This window comes from Actinoplanes sp. NPDC051405 (genome assembly GCF_055586185.1).
The window spans coordinates 1-18,753 of the sequence record NZ_JBVJIR010000015.1 but is presented as its reverse complement, the minus strand read 5'-3'; the positions used below and the strand labels follow the sequence as shown (position 1 = coordinate 18,753).

Sequence of the window (18,753 nt, the reverse complement as noted above, 5' to 3'; positions counted from 1 at the left end):
AAAAGCCATGAAGCTCGGCGCCTACACCGCGTGCCTGCACGACCGTTCCCTGGACGAAACCCTCAAGATCCTCGGCGAGCTGGGCCTGACCAGCGCGGAGATCAACGCGGGCGGTTTCATCCCGGCCCCGCACCTGCCCATCGACGACCTCCTTGCGAGCACCGGCGCCCGCGAGGACTACCTGGGCCGCTTCGCCCAGGCCGGCATCGAGCTGACCGGCCTCAACGTCAACGGCAACCCCCTCAATCCCGACCCAGCGGTGGGCCCGAGCCACGCCGCCGACCTGCACCGCGCGATCGACGTGGCGGCCGCTCTGGGAGTCAGACGCGTCGTCACGATGTCCGGGCTGCCGGCCGGTGAGCCCGGCGGCACCACGGCCAACTGGGTGGTGAACCCGTGGGACAGCCAATATCTCGACATCCTCGACCACCAGTGGCACCAGGTGGCGGTCCCGTTCTGGAAGGACATCAACGCTCGCGCGGCCGCCGCGGACGTCAAGATCTGCATCGAGATGCACCCGCACAACCTCGTCTTCAACCCGCCGACGCTGCAACGCCTGGTCGAGCAGACCAACGCCACCCACATCGGCGCGGAGATGGACCCGAGCCACCTCTTCTGGCAGGGCATGGACCCGGTCGCCTGCGTCGAATACCTGGGCGACCTGGTGTTCCACGCCGCGGCCAAGGACACCAGGATCAACCCCGGCAACGCCAAGGTGTACGGCGTCCTGGACGACCGCTTCACCCGCACCCCGGCCGACGCGAATCCCCTGAACCTGGGCGGCGCGAACACGCTGAACCAGTGGCCGACGAGCCCGTCCTGGGAGTTCGTAGCGGTCGGGCGCGGGCACGGCGTAGAGGAGTTCTGGGTGCCGTTCCTGCGGGCGTTGAGTGCGGTGGACCCGGACATGGCGGTCAACATCGAGCACGAGGACCAGGCGTTCGACCAGGTCGAAGGTTTGCGCCTGGCCGCCGAGAACCTGCTCGCCGCGGCTTCGCAAGCGGGCGTCTGAGCAGGCGTGCGGGTGGGCGATTGAGCCAGCGAGCAGGTCGGCGATCGGACCGGCGTGTCCGGGCGGACGTCCGGCCTCAGGACTGATCGCGGGGGTAACGCAGGGACTGAACGGGATCTGCGGCAGGTGACAGCACGGGGTCGAAGCGCTTTGCAGGCGCGGGTTCCGGCGGTGAGGCGATCGGTCGGCGCTGGAGTGGGAGGTCGAGCTGACGATCCGCATGCGCGCTGACGCGGGAAGGGAGGAATGGGGTAGCCGCAGTCTCGGCGGCGGCCCGCCGGACTGGGCGGTCGAGCACCCGGGAGGCAAGCCCCGACACGCAGTCACGGACCCGCGGCGCCTCGCGGGATCCGCACGCTGCGGATCGGATCGGACCACCCGAGCGGGCGACCCGCATCAGGCCAACCACGCTGTCCACAACCTACGCAGACGAGTTCGGCATCGCCACTCGGCGGCGGCCCAACGCCCACCACCCGGTCGATGAGCAGCATGAACACCAGAGACCCCGGCAGTCCGCGTCGGCGAACTCCGATGCGGGCAGGGCAACCACAAGGTCTCGCCCGCGCAGCATCGAAGAACCGAGACCACTGACGGCCACTAGGCTGAGAAGCGGTAACCACAGCCGGGAGGTCAGGTGCGGCGCTCACGAGCCTTGGTCGCTGTCGGCGTCGCCGTCCTTGCCGTCGCGGCCTGCAGTGACGACGCGACCTCGCCGAAAGGGGTGACCGCGAGCCCTTCCGCCCCGGCGAGCGTCGCCGCCCAGCCCGCCGCCCCGGTCAGGACCGTCGACGCCGCCGGTGACATCTTGCAGATGAGTGTCGGGCCGCTGATCCGGTCCGGCGACTCCGTCGTGCTCACCGCCCAGACCCGGCTCGAACGGTCCGCAAGCGGCGGCGCCAGCATGGTCAGCCGGCACTTCTCCACTCTCCTGACCAATTCCTTCGACGCCGCGCGGCTCGTCGACGAGGCCGGACGCCGGGTCTATCTGGTCTCCGAAGGGCTCGACGGCAGCGGCTGCGTCTGCACCGGACTCGTCCACTTCGAGGCCGGTGAGACCCGCCCCCTGCAAGCCGTCTTCCGCGGCGTACCCACCGACGTCCAGCGGCTCTCGGTCATGCTCCCCTACGCCGGCGTGTTCACCGATGTGCCCGTCACCGACGGCGTCGTGCCCGCCCCGCCCGCCGAGCAGACCAGGGCCGGGCAGGTGCAGGAGGCTCTCGACCCGGCAACGGCAGCTCCCGCGTTCACTGCCGCCCTGGAGTCGTACACCGAACGGCTCGACGTCGCCCTGCGAACCCGGCGGACCGCCGACCAGGTCGACATCAGCCTGGACACCGACGTGCTGTTCCGGCTGGACAGTGCCGAGCTCACCCCGGGCGCGGGCAAGTCCATCGCGGCTGCCGTCACCGATCTGAAGGCTGCCGGGCCCGGCCCGCTCACAGTCACCGGCCACACCGACAGCACCGGCACCACCGCACACAACCAGGACCTCTCTCAGCGGCGGGCCCAGGCTGTCGCCAAGGCCCTTCGCGCGGCGCTGCCCGACCAGCAATGGCCCAAGACCGTCGCCGCCGAGGGTGAGAGCAAACCGGCCGTGCCCAACGACTCCGATGCCCATCGGGCGCTCAACCGGCGGGTCGCCATCACCTACCGGGCCCGCGGGCCGGCCACCCCGGCCCCGGCCAAGGCCGTGCTGCCCAAGACCACCGGCGAGCAGGGCCGGGCCCCGGACGGTGTCGAGGTCGCCATGCCGCTCAACCGGGGCACCCTGCGCTTCGTGCCCGGCCCGGCCACCGTACGGGGACCGTTCCTGCTGGTCAGCCTCACCGCCCGCAACGTCGGCGACAACAAGGCCACCATCCTGGACTTCCTCGGCCAGGGCGTGTTCACCGTCCGCGACGAGTTCGACCCGTACGCCCGGTACGGCACCGCCGGTGTCCGCCTGCTCGCCGGGGACACCGCCGCCTACGGGCTCGACTACGAGTCCTCCCCGGGCTCCCACCGCTGCCTCTGCGACCGGATCCTCAACAAGGCCATTCCGCCGGGCAGCGAGCAGGTGCTCTCCTTGTGGTTCCCGGCCCCGCCCGCCGGCACGGGCACCGTCACCCTCGACGTGCCCGACCGGCTGCGGATCACCGGCATCCCGGTCGCGTGACCCGCCGGGCACGGGTCAGCGGGCGTACTTGGCCACGTACTGGTTCACCTGTTCCAGGTTGAACCGGCCGCTGTCCGCCGCGCGTTCCTCCCAGGCGAAGACGCACACCGTCGCGATGCCGTCGAAACCCACTTCCGCCAGCGTGCGGAAGAACAGGTCCCAGTCGACCTCACCCTGGCCGATGTCCAGGTGCTGGTGCACCCGGACCGTCGAGCCCGGCGGGTTCACGATGTAGCGCAGGCCCGACGAGCCCCGGTGGTCGAACGAGTCCGCGATGTGCACCTGGGTCAGCAGCGGCCCCGCGTGGCGCAGCACCGCCGCCAGGTCGCCGCCCTGGTGGAACGTGTGCGGCGCGCAGTACAGGAAGGTCACCAGCGGCGAGTTGATGCCCTTGACCAGGTTCACCCCGGCGATGCCGTCCTCGACGAAGTCGTCCGGGTGCGGCTCCAGCACCAGCCGGACACCCTCGCGTTCGAAGATCGGCAGGAGCTCCTCCAGGGAGCGCCAGAACTGGGCCTCGCTCGCCGCCGCTGCTTCCGGGCGGCCGTTGAACTCCGAGTTCATCACGTCCACGCCCAGGTCGACCGTGATCTCGATGGCCCGTTTCCAGTACCGCACCGCCGCCTGGCGTTCGTCCTCGTCCGGGCCCGACCACTTGTACAGCGGCAGCACCGACGCCACCGACACCTCGGCCGCGGCCAGCTCCCGCTTGAACGCGGCCACGTCCGCCGACGACGCCCGCGGGTGCAGGAAGAACGGCATGAAGTCGTCGCGGGGCGACAGTTCGATGTGGCGGTAGCCCAGGTCGGCGACGACCCGCGGCAGCTCCAGCAGGGGCACCCCGCGCAACATGTACGGATCCAGCGCGATCTTCACGACAGCACCGCCTCGGTGGCGTAGAGAGCCGGACGAGGAGCCAGCACCACCGGTACGCGTTCCCCGGTGCGCAACGCCTCGACGCCCGCGTCCGACACCACCGCCGCCGCGTACCCGTCCCACGCGTTCGGGCCCACCGGGGCGCCGCCGCCGGCCAGCGAGTCGACCCATTCCTGGATCTCCACGTCGTACGCGCGCAGGAACCGCTCCCGCCAGTCGGCCGGCACCGGCGTCGACACCTGCCGCGAGGTCCGGACCGACACCGGGCTGAGCTCGCCCAGAGCCGCCGTACCGTCCTCGCCCACGACCTCGCCGCGGATGTCGTAGCCGTACCGGATGTTCACCGAGATCTCCACGTCGACCAGGGCGCCGCCCGCCATCTCCAGGATCAGCAAGAGCGGGTCCTGCAGGGGGCCGCCGTTGCGGCTCCGGCGCGGGATCAGCACCCGGGTTGCGGTGATCTCCTCGCCGAACATCCAGCGGACCATGTCGATCTCGTGCACCGCCGTGTCGGTGATGGCGCTCTCCTTCTCGTAGAAGGAGGGCACGTCGGCGTTGCGGTGCGCGCAGTGCATCATCAGCGGCGCGCCGATCTCACCGCTGTCGACCACCTGCTTGAGGGCCCGGTACGCCGCGTCGTACCGGCGCATGTAGCCGACCTGCACCAGCCGGCGGCCGGCCGCGACCTCGGCCTGCACGATCCGCAGGCAGGCGCCCTGGGTCGTGGCCAGGGGCTTCTCGCAGAAGACCGGCTTGCCGGCGGCGATCGACGCGAGCACGTACTGCTCGTGGGTGGGTCCCCACGAGCAGACGACGACCGCGTCGACCGCCGGGTCGGCGATCAGTTCCTCGCCGGTGGCGTGCACGGTGGCCGCGGGCAGGCCCTCGGCGACCTTCTTGGCCGTGTCCACGTCGACGTCGGTGACGGCGGTGACCGTCACGCCGGCCAGCACTGTGGTCATCCGCCGGATGTGATCGCGGCCGATCATCCCGGTGCCGATGACCCCGACCCGCAACACGCTCATCGGCCGAGCTCGTGGGACAGTTCCGTCAGCTCGTCGCCGCCGGCCATCTGGGTGGTCAGCTCGTCCAGGCCCACTTCGGAACGGTTCTTGTCCAGGGCCGTGCCGCCGAGCTTGAGGATGATGAAGTGGTCGCCCACCAGGTACGCGTGGTGCGGGTTGTGGGTGATGAACACGACGCCGAGCCCCGCGTCACGGGCCGCCGCCGTGTACTTGAGGACCACGCCGGACTGCTTGACGCCGAGCGCCGCGGTCGGCTCGTCGAGGATCAGTACCCGGGCGCCGAAGTACACCGCCCGGGCGATCGCCACGCACTGGCGCTGGCCGCCGGAGAGGGTGCCGATCGGCTGGTTGATGTCCTTGACGACGATGCCCATCTTGCGGAGCTCCTCGTCGGCGATCCGCTTCATGTCCTTGATCTTCATGCCGGCCAGCGGGAACTTGCCCGCGGTCAGCTCGGAGCCGAGGAAGAAGTTGCGCCAGACCTCCATGAGCGAGACCACGGCGAGGTCCTGGTACACGGTGGCGATCCCGTGGTCCAGGGCCTCCCGCGGGGACGCGAAGGTCAGTTCTCTGCCGTCGACCTTGAGGCTGCCCTCGTTGTGCGGGTGCAGCCCGGACATGATCTTGATCAGGGTGGACTTGCCGGCGCCGTTGTCGCCCAGCACGCAGGTGACCTCGCCCGCGTTGACCCGCAGGTTGATGCCGCGCAGGGCCCGGATAGCGCCGTAGCTCTTGCCGATGCCGGTCATCTCGATGAGCGGCTCGCCCTTGCGCAGTCCCGCGTCGGCGTGATCGGCCAAGGTGTCGGTCATGTTGTCATCCCACCTTCCGTGCCGTGGACATCCGCTTGACGTACAGGTTGACCAGCACGGCGAGCAGCAGCATCACGCCGAGGAAGGCCTTGAACCAGTTCGGGTCCCAGCCGGCGTAGACGATGCCCAGGCTGGTCATGCCGAAGATGAACGCGCCGATCGCGACGCCGATCGCGTTGCCGTAGCCGCCGGTGAGCAGCGTGCCGCCGACGACGGCGGCGATGATGTAGAGGAACTCGTTGCCGACGCCGTTGCCGGCCTGCAGCGTGTTGAACCGGTAGAGCAGGTGCATGCCGACGAACCAGCCGAAGAACGAGACTGTCATGAACAGCCCGATCTTGGTGCGGACCAGCGGCACGCCGACCGCGCGGGCGCTGTCCGGGTTGCCGCCGACGGCGAAGATCCAGTTTCCGGTACGGGTGCGCTGCAGGATCCACGCGGCGAGCGCGACGAACAGCAGCCACCAGATCACCGTGATCCAGACCGTCACCGGGCCGATCTTGAAGCTCGACGCGAAGATGGCCTGCAGCGAGCTGAAGCCGTCGATCTGGCTGATGTCCGGGCTGGAGACCGAGCCGGTGACGAGCTTGGTGACGCCGAGGTTGGCCCCCTGCAGCACGAAGAACGTGCCCAGCGTGATCAGGAAGCTGGGGATCCCCGTCTTCATCACCAGATAGCCGTTGAGGAAGCCGATGAACAGGCAGAAGACCAGCGAGACGAGTGCGCCGACCCACAGGTTCATCCCGTAGTTCCAGCACAGCATCGAGTTGACCAGGCCGGCGGTGATGGTGATGACGCCCGCGGACAGGTCGAACTCGCCGCCGATCATGAGCAGGCCGACCCCGACGGCGACGATGCCGATGGTGGAGGACTGGTACAGGATCGTGAAGAACGACTCGGCGGAGCGGAAGGCGGGCGCGACGCTGAGGAAGAAGATGAAGATGATGACCGCCGCCACCAGCGCGCCCACCTCGGGTCTGGCCAGGATGCGGCTGTAGAGGCTGAGCGTGACCCGGTTGGACGCTTCGGCGGGGGTCTTGGCGGGAGGTGGGGTGGTTCGGACTTGTGTCATGGCGATGCTCCGATCACTGCCTGAGCGGGGGCAGCCGCGTCGTGGCCCGCGGCCGTCCCCCGCAAGCGACTACCGGGTGTTGTTCTTGGTGAACGGCACGATCTTGTCGATGTTGGTCTTGTCCACGAACGACGGTCCGGTGAGCACCGCCCGGCCGCCGCCGATGTCGTTGCCGTTCTTGAGGTAGAGGTAGAGCGACGAGACCGCCAGGTAGCCCTGCACGTAGGGCTGCTGGTCGATGGAGAACTCGATCTTGCCGTCCTGGATGTCCTGGGCCGCCTCGGCGTTGAGGTCGAAGGTGACCAGCTTGGCCTTGCTGGCGGCGGCGTCCATCGCCTTGAGGGCGTCGATGGCGATCGGCGCGCCGAGGGTGACGATGTAGTCGATCGTCTTGTCCTGCGACAGCTTCGCCTGCAGGGTCGACACGACGGCGCCGTCGTCCGCGCCGTTGACCTGGATGTTCTCGGTGCCCGGGACCGCGCTCTTGACGCCGGCGCAGCGGGCCTCCAGCGCGACGGAGCCGGCGGCCTGAATGACGCAGAGCGGGTGCTTGGCACCGGCCTCGCCGATCCGCTTGCCGGCGGCGGTGCCGGCCACGGTCTCGTCGGAGCCGAAGTACATGAGGGCGCCGAGCTTCTGGAACTGGTCGATGCCGGAGTTGAAGCCGACGACCGGGATCTTCGCGTCGGTGGCCGCCTTCACGGACCCGGCCAGCGCGTCCGGGGTCACCAGGGTGGTGGCGATGCCGCTGACCTTGGAATCGACCGCGCTCTGGATCAGTCCCGCCTGCTTGGACGCGTCCGGGTCGTTGGAGTACTTGAGGGTGACACCCTCGTCCTTGGCGGCCTGCTGGGCGCCGGCCTTGATCTTGTCCCAGAACGTGTCGCCCGGCGTCTCGTGGGTGATCATCGCGATCGTGTAGCCGGAGCTGCCGGCGGCGTTGGCCCCGCCGCCGGAGGTGCCGGTGGTCTCCTGCTTGCCGCCTTCGCTGCAGGCGGCGAGCCCGAGGGCCACCACCGCCGCCACGGCGACCAGGCGTGCACCTCGCATGCGAAGCATCATGAGGTTCCTTCCTTCCAGGGGGACGGCGGCCGTCACAGGCCGACGGAGTTCAGATAGGCACGGGTACGGGTGGCGATCGGCAGGGGCAGGTCGAAGTCGACCGGGTACATGTCCTGCTCGACGACGACGAACAGGTCGGCGTCCAACTCGTTGAGGGCTTCCAGCACGGACGGCACGTCCGGCCGGCCCGCCGGTGGTTCGACGCTCGCGCCCAGCGCGACGGCCTGCCCGAAGGCCATGTCCTCGCGCTCGGCCCGCTCGGCGATCGCCGGGTCCATCTGTTTGATGTGCACGTAGCCGATCCGCTCGGGGTACTTGCGGATGACGGCCGGGATGTCCGCCCGCCGGTAGGCGAGGTGGCCGGTGTCCAGGCACAGCGAGACGTACCGCGGGTCGGTCTCCTCCAGGAAGCGCTCGGTCTGCGCCTGGGTCTCCACGTGGTAGTCGGCGTGCGGGTGGAACTGCATGGTGAGGCCGTACTCCTCGGCGAGGACCTTGCCGAGGGTGTTGCTGTTGGCGATCAGGGCCCGCCAGCGTTCCGGGCTGAGCTCGGCCGGCTCGTGGTAGGCCCCGGTGACGTCGTCGCGGTAGCCGGGCACCGGGACGAAGATCAGGTTCTTCGCGCCGAGCGCGGCGGTCAGCTCGGCGACCTTGCGGGTCTCGGCGAGCACGGCCGCGAAATCCTTGTGCGGGCCGCCGACGCCGGCGACCGTGCCGCCGGCACAGGTCAGCTCGCGGCGGGCGAGCTCGTCGCGCAGCTGGGCCGGGTCGGTCGGCAGATACCCGTACGGGCCCAGCTCCAGCCAGCGGTAGCCGGCCCCGGCCAGCTCGTCGAGGAAGCGCTGCCAGGGTGTCTGCCGCGGGTCGTCGGCGAACCACACGCCCCACGAGTCGGGACAGCTGCCCAGCCGCAGTCGTCTCATCGCTGCCTCAGCTCGCCGTCGGGAAGTGCATGCTGGCGCCGTGCGCGGCCTCGACGTGCGGCCATCGGGAGGTCACGACCTTGCCGCGGGTGTAGAACGAGACGCCCTCGGGACCGTGGATGTGCTTGTCGCCGAAGAGCGAGTCCTTCCACCCGCCGAAGGAGTAGTAGGCCATCGGCACCGGGATGGGCACGTTGATGCCGATCATCCCGACCCGCACCCCGCGCTGGAAGCGCCGCGCGGCCTCACCGCTGCTGGTGAAGATGGCGGTGCCGTTGCCGTACGGGTTCGCGTTGATCAGGTCGATCGCCGCCTCGACGGTGTCCGAGCGCACCACCGACAGCACCGGCCCGAAGATCTCCTCGGTGTAGACGTCCATCGAGGTGCGCACCTGGTCGATGACGGTGGGGCCGACGAAGAAGCCGTCCTCGTAGCCGGGCACTTTGAGGCCGCGGCCGTCGGCGAGCAGCTTGGCGCCCTGCTGCTCGCCCGTACCGATCAGGCCCTCGATCCGGTCGCGGGCCGCGGCCGTGACCACCGGGCCCATCTCGCTCCTGGGGTCACGGCCGGAACCGACCACGACCTCGTGGGCCTTGCGGGTCAGGATGTCGGCCAGCGGGTCACCGGCGGCACCGACGGCGACCGCCGCGGAGATCGCCATGCACCGCTCGCCGGCCGAGCCGAACGCCGCCGCGGCCAGGTGGTTCGCGGCGAACTCGAGGTCGGCGTCGGGCAGGATGATGGCGTGGTTCTTGGCGCCGCCGAGGGCCTGGACCCGCTTGCCGGTCGCGGAGGCCTGCTGGTGGATGTAGCGGGCGATCGGCGTCGAGCCGACGAAGGAGACCGCCGCGACGTCGGGATGCCGCAGGAGCGCGTCGACGGCCGTCTTGTCGCCGTGCACGACGTTGAAGACACCGTCGGGCAGACCGGCCTGGCGCCACAGGTCGGCGATGTAGTTCGACGCCGACGGGTCGCGCTCGCTGGGCTTGAGCACGAACGTGTTGCCGCAGGCGATGGCAACCGGGTACATCCACATCGGGACCATCACCGGGAAGTTGAACGGGGTGATCCCGGCGCAGACACCGAGCGGCTCGCGGAAGCTGAACACGTCCACGCCGGTCGAGGCCTGGTCGGAGTACTCGCCCTTGAGCAGCTGCGGGATGCCGCAGGCGAACTCGATGACCTCCAGGCCGCGCTGCACCTCGCCGGCCGCGTCACTGAGCACCTTGCCGTGCTCGTCGGACACCAGCTCGGCCAGCGGCTTGACGTTGGCGTTGACCAGCTCGCGGAAGTTGAACATGATCTTCGTACGGGCGCTCAGCGACGCCTGGCTCCAGGACTCGAAGGCCGTGCGCGCCGCGGTCACGGCCGCGTCCACGTCGGCGGTCTCGGCCAGCACCACCTCGTGCTGCTGAGCGCCGGTCGCCGGGTTGTAGACGGGGGCGCGGCGGGTGGCGGCGCCACTGGTGAAGCTGCCGCCGATCCAATGTTCGATGGTGGTCAAGGCACTGCCCTCTCTAGAGATACTGCCGCTGGCCGCGCTTGGCCGTTTCGTAGGCGGTCCGGGCCGCCCGGGTGCTGTCCAGCGCCGAGACCTCCGAGACGGGCACGTCCCACCAGCTCTCGCTGGACGGCACCGGGGACAGCGGGTCGGTCTCGATGTGCACGACAGTGAGCCGGTCGGCCTCGCGGGCCCGCTTGAGGCCTTCGGTGAGCTCGGCGATCCCGCGGCACCGGATGACCGACGCGCCCAGGCTCTCGGCGTTGGCGGCCAGGTCGACCGGCAGCCGATCGCCGTCGTAGTCGTCGTCCGCCCCGCGGTAGCGGTAGCTCGTGCCGAAACGCTGCGAGCCCAGCGACTCCGACAGCGCGCCGATCGAGGCGAACCCGTGGTTCTGCACCAGGACGACGATCAGCTTGATGCCGTCGGCCACGGCGGTGACGATCTCCTGCGCCATCATCAGGTACGAGCCGTCGCCGACCAGCGCGTACACCTCGCGGGAGGGATCGGCCATCTTGATGCCGAGGGCGCCGGCGATCTCGAAGCCCATGCAGGAGTAGCCGTACTCGACGTGGTACTGCTTCGGGTCCCGGGCGCGCCACAGCAGTTGCAGGTCACCGGGCATGCTGCCGGCCGCCTGCACGACCACGTCGCGCTCGCCACAGGCATCGTTCACCGCACCGATGACCTCGCTCTGGGCGGGCAGCGGGCCGTGGTTGAGGTGGTAGGCCTCGTCCACGCGCCGCTGCCAGGCTTCGACCTCGCGCGCATACGACATGTCGGGTTTGCGCCAAGGTGCGGCGAGGGTCGCGGACGAGGTCGCGGTGGACAGGCCCGTGAGGGCGGCGTTGAGGGCCGCGAGTCCGGCGCGCGCGTCGGCGACCACCGTCACCGCCGACTGTTTCGCCGCGTCGAAAGTTGCGACGTTGAGATTGACAAAACGGACGCCGGGCGCCGCGAAGGCGGTCCGCGAGGCGGTCGTGAAGTCGCTGTACCGCGTCCCGATGCCGATGATCACGTCGGCCTCGCGGGCCAGCTTGTTGGCGACAGGCGTGCCGGTGGAGCCGACTCCGCCGACCGAGTTCGGGTGGTCCCAGCTCAGCGCGCCCTTGCCGGCCTGGGTGTCGGCGACCGGGATGCCGGTGGCGCGGGCGAAGGCGTCCAGCTCGGCGGAGGCCTCCGAGTAGATGACGCCGCCGCCGGCGACGATCAGGGGACGGCGGGCGGACCGGATCACCTCGGCGGCCCGGTCGATCGCGGCGGGCTCCGGGACCGGGCGGGCCACGTGCCACACCCGCTTGGCGAACAGGGCGTCCGGGAAGTCGTACGCCTCGGCCTGCACGTCCTGCGGCAGGCAGATCGTCACCGCGCCGGTCTCCACCGGATCGGTGAGCACCCGCATCGCACCCAGCAGCGCCGACGCCAGTTGCTCGGGACGCCACACGCGGTCGAAGAAGCGCGACAGCGGCCGGAACGCGTCGTTGACGGACACGTCGTAGGACCGCGGGTCCTCCAGCTCCTGCAGCACCGGCGCGGCGACCCGGGTCGCGAAGACGTCGCTGGGCAGCAGCAGCACCGGGATCCGGTTGACCGTGGCCAGCGCCGCGCCGGTCAGCATGTTGGTCGAGCCGGGCCCGATCGAGGCCGTGCAGGCCAGCGCGGACAGCCGGTTCTTCATCCGGGCGTAGCCGACGGCCGCGTGCACCATGGCCTGCTCGTTGCGGGCCAGGTGGTACGGCATGTCCGCCGATCCGGTCCGCTGCGCCTGCAGCAGGGCCTGACCGACCCCGGCGACGTTGCCGTGGCCGAAGATGCCGAAACAGCCGGCGATCGCGCGCTGCTCGACACCGTCCCGCTCGGTCCACTGGTTGGCCAGGAACGTGACGACGGCCTGGGCGACGGTGAGTCTCACGAGCGCCTCCTCTCGGTTGCGGACGTCAGGGGCAGCCGGGGGTCCATCGCCTGCTCGTTCCAGGTGCCACGGACCCAGGCGTGGGCCGGGTCGTCGGAGAAGAGCCACTTGCGCTCCCCCGGACCGGCCATGACGTTGAGGTAGTAGAGGTCGTAACCGGGGGCGGCCATCGACGGGCCGTGCCACCCGTACGGGATCAGCACGACGTCCCCGCTGCGCACCTCGGCGCAGATGTCGATCGGGCGGTCGGGGTGGCCGTACACGCGCTGATAGCCGGCCCCGGCAGCGCCCGACGGCGAACCGGCGACCTCGAAGTAGTAGATCTCCTCCAGCACGGTCTCGCTCTCCCCCGGCGCGTCGTGCTTGTGCGGCGGGTACGACGACCAGTTGCCGCCCGGGGTGAGCACCTCCACCGCGATCAGCCGGTCGGCGTCGAACGAGTCCGGCGTACAGAAGTTGTTGACCTGCCGGCTGGCCTGACCGGCCCCGCGCAGCTCGACCGGCACGTCCTCGGCCGGTCCGTAGCGGAACGGCAGCCGCCGGTCCGCGCGGGCCGCCGGCAGGGCGAACCGGCCACCGTTGGCCGCCCGGACGGTGACCGACGCGTCGCGGGGCAGGTAGGCGAAGTCGGTGACCCGGGAGAACACCGAGCGCCGCCCGGTCAGGGTGACCCGCTCGTCCTCGCAGGTGACGTCGCAGCCACCGGACAGCGGCAGCACGATCATCTCCTCGTCACCGGTGGCGAAGCTGACCCGGGCGCCGACGGCCAGCTCGACGATCCGCAGGCCGCTGAAGCCCCAGCCGGCGCTCCGCGGGGTCACGACAGTTTCGAACGGCTTGCTCTGGGCGTCGCCGCGGCGCAGCAGTGTCATAGCAGGCCCACCGCCCGGTCCACCGCGCCCGCGACGTCCCCACCGGACGGGTAGAGCAGGCTGCGCCCGATCACCAGTCCCTGCACGGTCGGCTGGGCCAGGGCCTTGCTCCACCGCGCGTAGGCGGCCTCGGCATCCTCGGCGACCTCGCCGCCCAGGATGAGAGCGGGCAGCGTGGTCGCCGCCATGACCCGTTCCATGTCGGCCACGACCGGGACCTTCAACCACGTGTACGCCGACGTGGGCCCGAGCCCGGCGGCGACCGTCATCGCCCGGATCATCGCCTCGGCGCTGAGCTCGTTGCGCACCCGGCCGTCGACCCGGTGCGAGATGAACGGCTCGACCATCGCCATCAGTTTGTGCGCGGCGAGGTCGCCGACCGCCCGCCCACAACTCTCCAATGTGGTCACGGTGCCGGCGTCGTCCGGATCGATGCGCAGCAGCATCTTGCCGCCTTCGAACCCGGCCGCGGCGAGACTGTCCCCGTCGTACGCGGTGAAGCGGTCGTCGATCTCGAAGCTGGTGCCGGCCAGGCCGCCGCGGTTCATCGAACCGATGACGACCTTGTCGTCGAGCGCGCCGAGCAGCAGCAGGTCCTCGAGGATGTCCGGGGTGCCCAGCACACCGTTGACGCCCGGGCGCTCCAGCGCGGTGCAGATGCGCCGCAGCAGGTCGGCGCGGTTGCCCATGGCCAGCGGGTCCGGCCCGGCCCGCAGCGCGCCGCGGGCGGGATGATCGGCTGCGATGATCATCATGCGGCCGTGCTCCCCGCGCCAGCCGGTCGGCCGGCGGCGGGCCGCCGCGGCGACGGCGATGGCGTCCGGCCGGTCGGCCCGGGCGGCGACGAGCTGGTGGACGTCAAGCACGGCCGGCCTCCTCGATCAGCTCCCGGACCTCGGACTCGGTCGGCATGGCATCGGCGCAGGCCAGGCGGGTGGTGACGATGGCACCGGCGGCGTTGCAGAACCGCATCGTGGTCTCCAGGTCCCAGCCGGAGAGCAGCCCGTGGCACAGCGCGCCCCCGAAGGCGTCACCGGCCCCGAGCCCGTTGACCACCTCGATCGGCACCGGCGGCACCTGCACCTGTTCCTTGCCGTTGGAGGCCAGCACGCCGAGCGGTCCCTGCTTGACGACGGCGAGCTCGACACCCGCGTCGTGCAGGGCCTGCGCGGCGGCGTGCGGTTCACGGACGCCGACCGCGGTCTCGCACTCGTCGAGGTTGCCGACGGCGACCGTCGCGTACGGCAGGGCCTGGCTGATCCACTCCCGGGCCTGCTCGCGCGACTCCCAGAACATCGGCCGGTAGTCGAGGTCGAGGACCGTGATGCCGGACTTGTCGCGGGCGCGCAGGGCGGCCAGGGTGGCCTCGCGCGACGGCGACTGGCACAGGCCGGTGCCGGTGACCCAGAAGATGTCGGCCGCCCGGATCGCGGCCAGGTCCAGCTCGGACTCGGCTATCTCCAGGTCGGGCGCCTTGGGGAAGCGGTAGAAGTAGAGCGGGAAGTCGTCCGGCGGGAAGATCTCGCAGAAGGTGACCGGGGTGGGCAGTGCCGCGACCGGCGCGACGAACCGGTCGTCGACCCCGAAGCCGCGCAACGCGTCGTGGATGAACTCGCCGAACGGGTCGGCGCCGGTCCGGCTGATCACCGCGCTGCGCCGGCCGTAGCGGGCGGCGGCGACGGCGACGTTGGTGGGGCTGCCACCGAGGAACTTGGCGAAGGTGCGGACCTCACGCAGCGAGACGCCGATCTGCTGTGGATACAGGTCGACGCCGATCCGCCCCATGGTCAGTACCTCGTCTGCGGGCATGCGTCCCCCTGGGAATGACGGATGGGCCGTACGGGGAGATTTCAGGCGCACTCCGGCGCCTGGTGTGCCGTGCGGATTACGGCGCGATGAAAAGTCTTCGGGGCCGGTATGTCGGCTCGTTTCGATGTAATAACGTGGAGGCTTCCACGTCAATACTTTGTTATGACAAACTGAAAAACGAAGGGGGTTCCATGGCATCCGATCCCTCCCCAGCCCGTAGTGCGGTGCGCCCGGTCGAGGTCGACCGGACCAGCCCCGTACCCCTCTACTTCCAGGTCGCCAGCCGCCTGCAGGAGTTGATCGAGCAGGGCGAGATCGGCGTCGGCGCCCGCATCGAGAACGAGGTCGACCTGGCCGAACGCCTCGGCGTGTCCCGGCCGACCACCCGCCGCGCGATCCAGTATCTGGTGGAACGCGGCATGCTCGTGCGCAAACGCGGCGTCGGTACCCAGGTCGTGCACCCCAAGGTGCGCCGCCCGGTCGAGCTGTCCAGCCTGTACGACGACCTGGTCAGCGCGGACCGCAAGCCCCGCACCGAGGTCCTCGACCTGCGGGTGATCGCGGCGCCGGCCGAGGTGGCCGAGGCTCTGGAGGTGGCCCCCGGTGCCGAGGTGACGTGGATCGAACGGCTGCGCTACGCCGGCGGGGAGCCGCTCGCGCTGATGCACAACGCGATCCCGGTCGACCTGATCCGGCTGGAGGCGGCCGACCTGGCCGCGTACGGGCTCTACGAACTGCTGCGCCGGGCGGGCTTCGTGCCGCGCATCGCGACGCAGGTGATCGGCGCCCGCTCGGCCAACGCGGCCGAGGCGCGGACCCTGCAGGAGAAGCGCGGGGCCTCACTGCTGACCATGACCCGTACGGCGTGGGACGCCGGCGGCCGCGCCCTGGAGTACGGCTCGCACGTCTACCGGGCCAGCCGCTACAGCTTCGAGCTCAACCTGTCGGCGGGCTGAGCTCCCGGGCGTCCGACGCACCGGAGACGGCAGCCTCGTAGGCGAGCAGCGTGTCGACGACGACACGGCGCTGCGCCGGGGTCAGCGGCGCGAGGGCCTGACGCCACGCCTGGGCGCCGGGTGAGAGCCACTGCGAGATCGCCGGCCGGCTCGCCGGGCTGATGTCGACGATGCGCCGGCGGCGGTCCGCGTCGTCCTCCCGCCGCACGAGCACGCCCTTACGGCTCAGATCGCCCACCATCGGGCTGACCGTGGTCGGGGCGACGCTGAGGTGCGCGGCCAGCTCGGACACGGTCTGCGGCCCGTCGAGCAGCAGCAGCGACAGCAGCGACAGATGCCGGGGTGCGAGGTCGAACGAACGCAGCTGCTCCGGCACGGGGATGCGTTTGACCCGGCCGACCAGTCGCGGCATCACCAGCATGAGTTCACGGACCGCCTCGTCCGCCGGGTGAGATGTTGACAGGCGGCATGCCGCATCCGACTGTCCACGTGCTGAGAGCGAGCTCGCCGGGCGGGAGGCGCCGCTGAGCTCGACGTTGACCGAGGCGGTCGTCGCGGTCTACGGCGAGCGGGCCCGGGAGATCGTCGAGGTGCGGCTGATCGGGTGCCGGCCGGGCGCTGGGGCATCGGCGGGGTGGTGGTGGCGGCGGCCCAGCGTTCCTGAATCGATCGGAGTGCGCGGCGCCCTACTGCGTCATGGCCGGTATTCGGAGGAGATCTCGGTGGCGTACTTCTGCCAGAGCGGAGTCATGGTCTCGGCCGTCATCGGCTGTCCGGACTCGACCATCTTCTTGAGGTCGCGGAAGTACTGCACGTACAGGTCCGGCGTGAAGGTGGAGAGCATGACCGCCGGGTCGTCGCCCACGTTGGCGAAGGTGTGGGGTGCGCCCGGCGGGACGATGACCCAGGTGCCGGAACCGGCGTCGTAGTCGTCCTGGCCCACGGTGAACCGTACGGTGCCCGAAAGGACGTAGAAGCCTTCGTCGTGCTGGGCGTGGCGGTGCTGGATGGGGCCGGGCGTGTGCGGCTGGAGGGTGATCTCGCCGATCCCCAGGCGGTGCCCGGTGTGGCTGCCGTCCTCGAGGATGCGGATCTGCGACGGCCCGTGGGTGGTGATGAGCTCGCCTTCGCCGGGGCGGACGATCGTGACCGGAGTCATGGACAGGTCTCCCTGATGGTTTCGCCGACGCACGCGACGGTGATGTCGCGCCGTGACACAACGGTACCACCGATGTCGCGGTACGACATCACTATTGATGGCCGGCCGACAAGGCCGACCTCAGCGGGGAGTGCCGTCCCAGCGCCAGGACGCCCGGCGCTCGCGGCCGGGCAGGGCGATCCGCCCGGTGGCCCACAAGAGCGTCTGCCAACTGTCGCCCTCGGCCGGCACGTCCGGGAACAGCCGCTGCAGGGAGCGGGCACACAACTCCCGCGGTGGCTCCCACGACAGCTCCAGCCCCGCGGCAACATCGCGCATGTGCACCAGGGTCTCGACCACGCCCATCGCCGCGAAGCCCTCCGGGTCCGAGGCGCCGTAGGTGTGCTGCGAGCGGACGGTCGGCGGCGTGACCTCGACCATCGCGGCCAGCAACGCGCCGCAGGATTCGAGCACCTGCAACAGCCCGGCCTGCCCGCCCTCCTCCGGTATGGCGTAGATGGTGAGCGCCGGTCCGCCCGGGCGGCGGTACTCCCAGCCGATCGGGACCGGCTCCGTCACCGACGGGCGGCGCGGGCCGAGCTGCGACGCGTACGCGAAAAGGTCGTCGGCGATGTGCTCGACCGTCTCCCAGCAGTCCCAGTCGAGATCACCGGCCGGCACCCGCCAGTCCCGCTCCACCACGGTGGCCAGGGTGTCGGCCGCCAGATACACAGCTTCACGGACATCGGCCGCAGTCACAGGATCGCCAGGCATGGGGAAGATCCTAACGACGCCGGGCGACGGTCACGATCTCCCGGCTGCCCGGGGTCAGCGGTCCGCCGTGCCAGTCGCCGTACTGCTCGTCGAGCCGGAAGCCGGCTTCGCGCAGCAGCCGGTTGAGCACCTCCGGGCCCAGGAAGCGCAGCACCTGACGCTCGTAGTGGACCGCGGCACCGGAGGCGTCGGTGACGGTCTCGGTGAAGGTGACGACATCGTCCACGACCGACTCGACCTCGTGACTCACCCGCAGGAGCCGGCCGGTGGCGTCCACGACCTCGCTCGCGTGTGCGGGGGTCCAGTCCTGCCAGGCGTGCGCCTGTGGGTGCCGGGTCTCGAACGCGAAACGGCCGCCCTCGCGCAGCGCGGCGCGTACCCCGGCGAGCCCGGCCCGGATCTCACCGTCGTCGACCAGGCACTGGAACGCGTGCCCGGTCATCACGGCCAGCTCGAAGTCCTGCTCCCACGGCGTCGTGGCCGCCGCCCCGAGCACCCACTCGATGTCGTCGCGGCGCCGGGCCCGGGCCAGGTACGCCGGGTTCGGGTCGATCCCGGCCAGCACACCACGATGCCCGGCGTCGCGGGCCCGGTGCAGCATCGCCCCGGTTCCGCAGCCGACGTCGAGCACCGCGCCGGCCGCCATGACCAGCCGGTGGTGGAACGCGTCGGCCGGGTGGTGCTCCGGGTCCCACGGGTTCAGCAGGTCGTAGAGCGCGGCCACATCGGCGTCGGAGAGCACCGCAGCAGCATAAGTGCCGTGGGGGGGGGGGGGGGGGGGGGGGGGGGGGGGGGGGGGGGGGGGGGGGGGGGGGGGGGGGGGGGGGGGGGGGGGGGGGGGGGGGGGGGGGGGG

The 18,753-nt window shown here is 70.8% G+C and carries 18 protein-coding genes; 3 read left to right on the top strand and 15 right to left on the bottom strand.

Annotated features, from left to right (window positions below; genetic code table 11):
• Positions 1 to 7 precede the first annotated feature (7 nt).
• Together ACZ6S4_RS29245 and ACZ6S4_RS29240 are read left to right on the top strand one after the other, a co-directional pair.
• The gene (locus ACZ6S4_RS29245; protein WP_465477984.1) at positions 8 to 1,012 is read left to right on the top strand and encodes a sugar phosphate isomerase/epimerase family protein; all 1,005 of its coding nucleotides are present in this window, start codon (positions 8 to 10) and stop codon (positions 1,010 to 1,012) included.
• A gap of 634 nt (positions 1,013 to 1,646) precedes the next feature.
• The gene (locus tag ACZ6S4_RS29240; RefSeq protein WP_465477983.1) at positions 1,647 to 3,167 is read left to right on the top strand and encodes an OmpA family protein; all 1,521 of its coding nucleotides are present in this window, start codon (positions 1,647 to 1,649) and stop codon (positions 3,165 to 3,167) included.
• A 15-nt stretch (positions 3,168 to 3,182) separates the two neighbouring features.
• Here ACZ6S4_RS29240 and ACZ6S4_RS29235 read toward each other — a convergent pair whose 3' ends face one another.
• From ACZ6S4_RS29235 to iolC, 11 genes are all read right to left on the bottom strand, one after another.
• Complete coding sequence (locus ACZ6S4_RS29235) at positions 3,183 to 4,043, bottom strand: sugar phosphate isomerase/epimerase family protein (protein ID WP_433717528.1); 861 nt, start codon at positions 4,041 to 4,043, stop codon at positions 3,183 to 3,185.
• Complete coding sequence (locus ACZ6S4_RS29230; protein WP_465477982.1) at positions 4,040 to 5,068, bottom strand: Gfo/Idh/MocA family oxidoreductase; 1,029 nt, start codon at positions 5,066 to 5,068, stop codon at positions 4,040 to 4,042. Before ACZ6S4_RS29230 ends, ACZ6S4_RS29235 begins: the two co-directional genes overlap by 4 nt.
• Positions 5,065 to 5,880, bottom strand: a complete 816-nt coding sequence (locus ACZ6S4_RS29225; protein ID WP_465477981.1) for an ATP-binding cassette domain-containing protein — start codon at positions 5,878 to 5,880, stop codon at positions 5,065 to 5,067. The genes ACZ6S4_RS29230 and ACZ6S4_RS29225 overlap by 4 nt, the downstream gene beginning before the upstream one ends.
• 4 nt (positions 5,881 to 5,884) lie before the next feature.
• Positions 5,885 to 6,952: an ABC transporter permease gene (locus tag ACZ6S4_RS29220; RefSeq protein ID WP_360814613.1), complete on the bottom strand. Its 1,068-nt coding sequence runs from the start codon at positions 6,950 to 6,952 to the stop codon at positions 5,885 to 5,887.
• 69 nt (positions 6,953 to 7,021) lie between these two features.
• On the bottom strand, positions 7,022 to 8,002 hold the full coding sequence (locus ACZ6S4_RS29215; protein WP_465477980.1) for a sugar ABC transporter substrate-binding protein: 981 nt from the start codon (positions 8,000 to 8,002) through the stop codon (positions 7,022 to 7,024).
• Between the two features lie 44 nt (positions 8,003 to 8,046).
• Positions 8,047 to 8,937 (bottom strand): sugar phosphate isomerase/epimerase family protein, encoded by an 891-nt coding sequence (locus tag ACZ6S4_RS29210; RefSeq protein WP_465477979.1) that lies wholly within the window; start codon positions 8,935 to 8,937, stop codon positions 8,047 to 8,049.
• A gap of 7 nt (positions 8,938 to 8,944) precedes the next feature.
• Positions 8,945 to 10,441 (bottom strand): CoA-acylating methylmalonate-semialdehyde dehydrogenase, encoded by a 1,497-nt coding sequence (locus ACZ6S4_RS29205; RefSeq protein ID WP_465477978.1) that lies wholly within the window; start codon positions 10,439 to 10,441, stop codon positions 8,945 to 8,947.
• A 13-nt stretch (positions 10,442 to 10,454) separates the two neighbouring features.
• Positions 10,455 to 12,350: a 3D-(3,5/4)-trihydroxycyclohexane-1,2-dione acylhydrolase (decyclizing) gene (gene iolD / locus ACZ6S4_RS29200; protein ID WP_465477977.1), complete on the bottom strand. Its 1,896-nt coding sequence runs from the start codon at positions 12,348 to 12,350 to the stop codon at positions 10,455 to 10,457.
• A complete protein-coding gene (gene iolB, locus ACZ6S4_RS29195) occupies positions 12,347 to 13,222 on the bottom strand; it encodes a 5-deoxy-glucuronate isomerase (RefSeq protein WP_465477976.1) in 876 nt (291 codons plus the stop codon). The genes iolD and iolB overlap by 4 nt, the downstream gene beginning before the upstream one ends.
• Positions 13,219 to 14,088, bottom strand: a complete 870-nt coding sequence (locus ACZ6S4_RS29190) for a Cgl0159 family (beta/alpha)8-fold protein (protein WP_465477975.1) — start codon at positions 14,086 to 14,088, stop codon at positions 13,219 to 13,221. The genes iolB and ACZ6S4_RS29190 overlap by 4 nt, the downstream gene beginning before the upstream one ends.
• Entirely contained in the window at positions 14,081 to 15,031 is a 951-nt protein-coding gene (iolC, locus tag ACZ6S4_RS29185) for a 5-dehydro-2-deoxygluconokinase (protein ID WP_465477974.1), read from the bottom strand. Before iolC ends, ACZ6S4_RS29190 begins: the two co-directional genes overlap by 8 nt.
• A gap of 191 nt (positions 15,032 to 15,222) precedes the next feature.
• Between iolC and ACZ6S4_RS29180 the strand changes: the two genes are divergently transcribed.
• A complete protein-coding gene (locus tag ACZ6S4_RS29180) occupies positions 15,223 to 15,987 on the top strand; it encodes a GntR family transcriptional regulator (RefSeq protein WP_451916212.1) in 765 nt (254 codons plus the stop codon).
• On the opposite strand, the gene ACZ6S4_RS29175 is transcribed toward ACZ6S4_RS29180, so the two are convergent.
• The 4 genes from ACZ6S4_RS29175 to ACZ6S4_RS29160 form a co-directional block, all read right to left on the bottom strand.
• A complete protein-coding gene (locus ACZ6S4_RS29175) occupies positions 15,968 to 16,399 on the bottom strand; it encodes a MarR family transcriptional regulator (RefSeq protein ID WP_465477973.1) in 432 nt (143 codons plus the stop codon). The genes ACZ6S4_RS29180 and ACZ6S4_RS29175 overlap by 20 nt on opposite strands.
• Positions 16,400 to 16,681: 282 nt before the next feature.
• Positions 16,682 to 17,146: a cupin domain-containing protein gene (locus ACZ6S4_RS29170; RefSeq protein WP_465477972.1), complete on the bottom strand. Its 465-nt coding sequence runs from the start codon at positions 17,144 to 17,146 to the stop codon at positions 16,682 to 16,684.
• A 120-nt stretch (positions 17,147 to 17,266) separates the two neighbouring features.
• Positions 17,267 to 17,899: a hypothetical protein gene (locus ACZ6S4_RS29165; protein ID WP_465477971.1), complete on the bottom strand. Its 633-nt coding sequence runs from the start codon at positions 17,897 to 17,899 to the stop codon at positions 17,267 to 17,269.
• A 10-nt stretch (positions 17,900 to 17,909) separates the two neighbouring features.
• Positions 17,910 to 18,641 (bottom strand): class I SAM-dependent DNA methyltransferase, encoded by a 732-nt coding sequence (locus tag ACZ6S4_RS29160; protein ID WP_465477970.1) that lies wholly within the window; start codon positions 18,639 to 18,641, stop codon positions 17,910 to 17,912.
• Positions 18,642 to 18,753 lie beyond the last annotated feature (112 nt).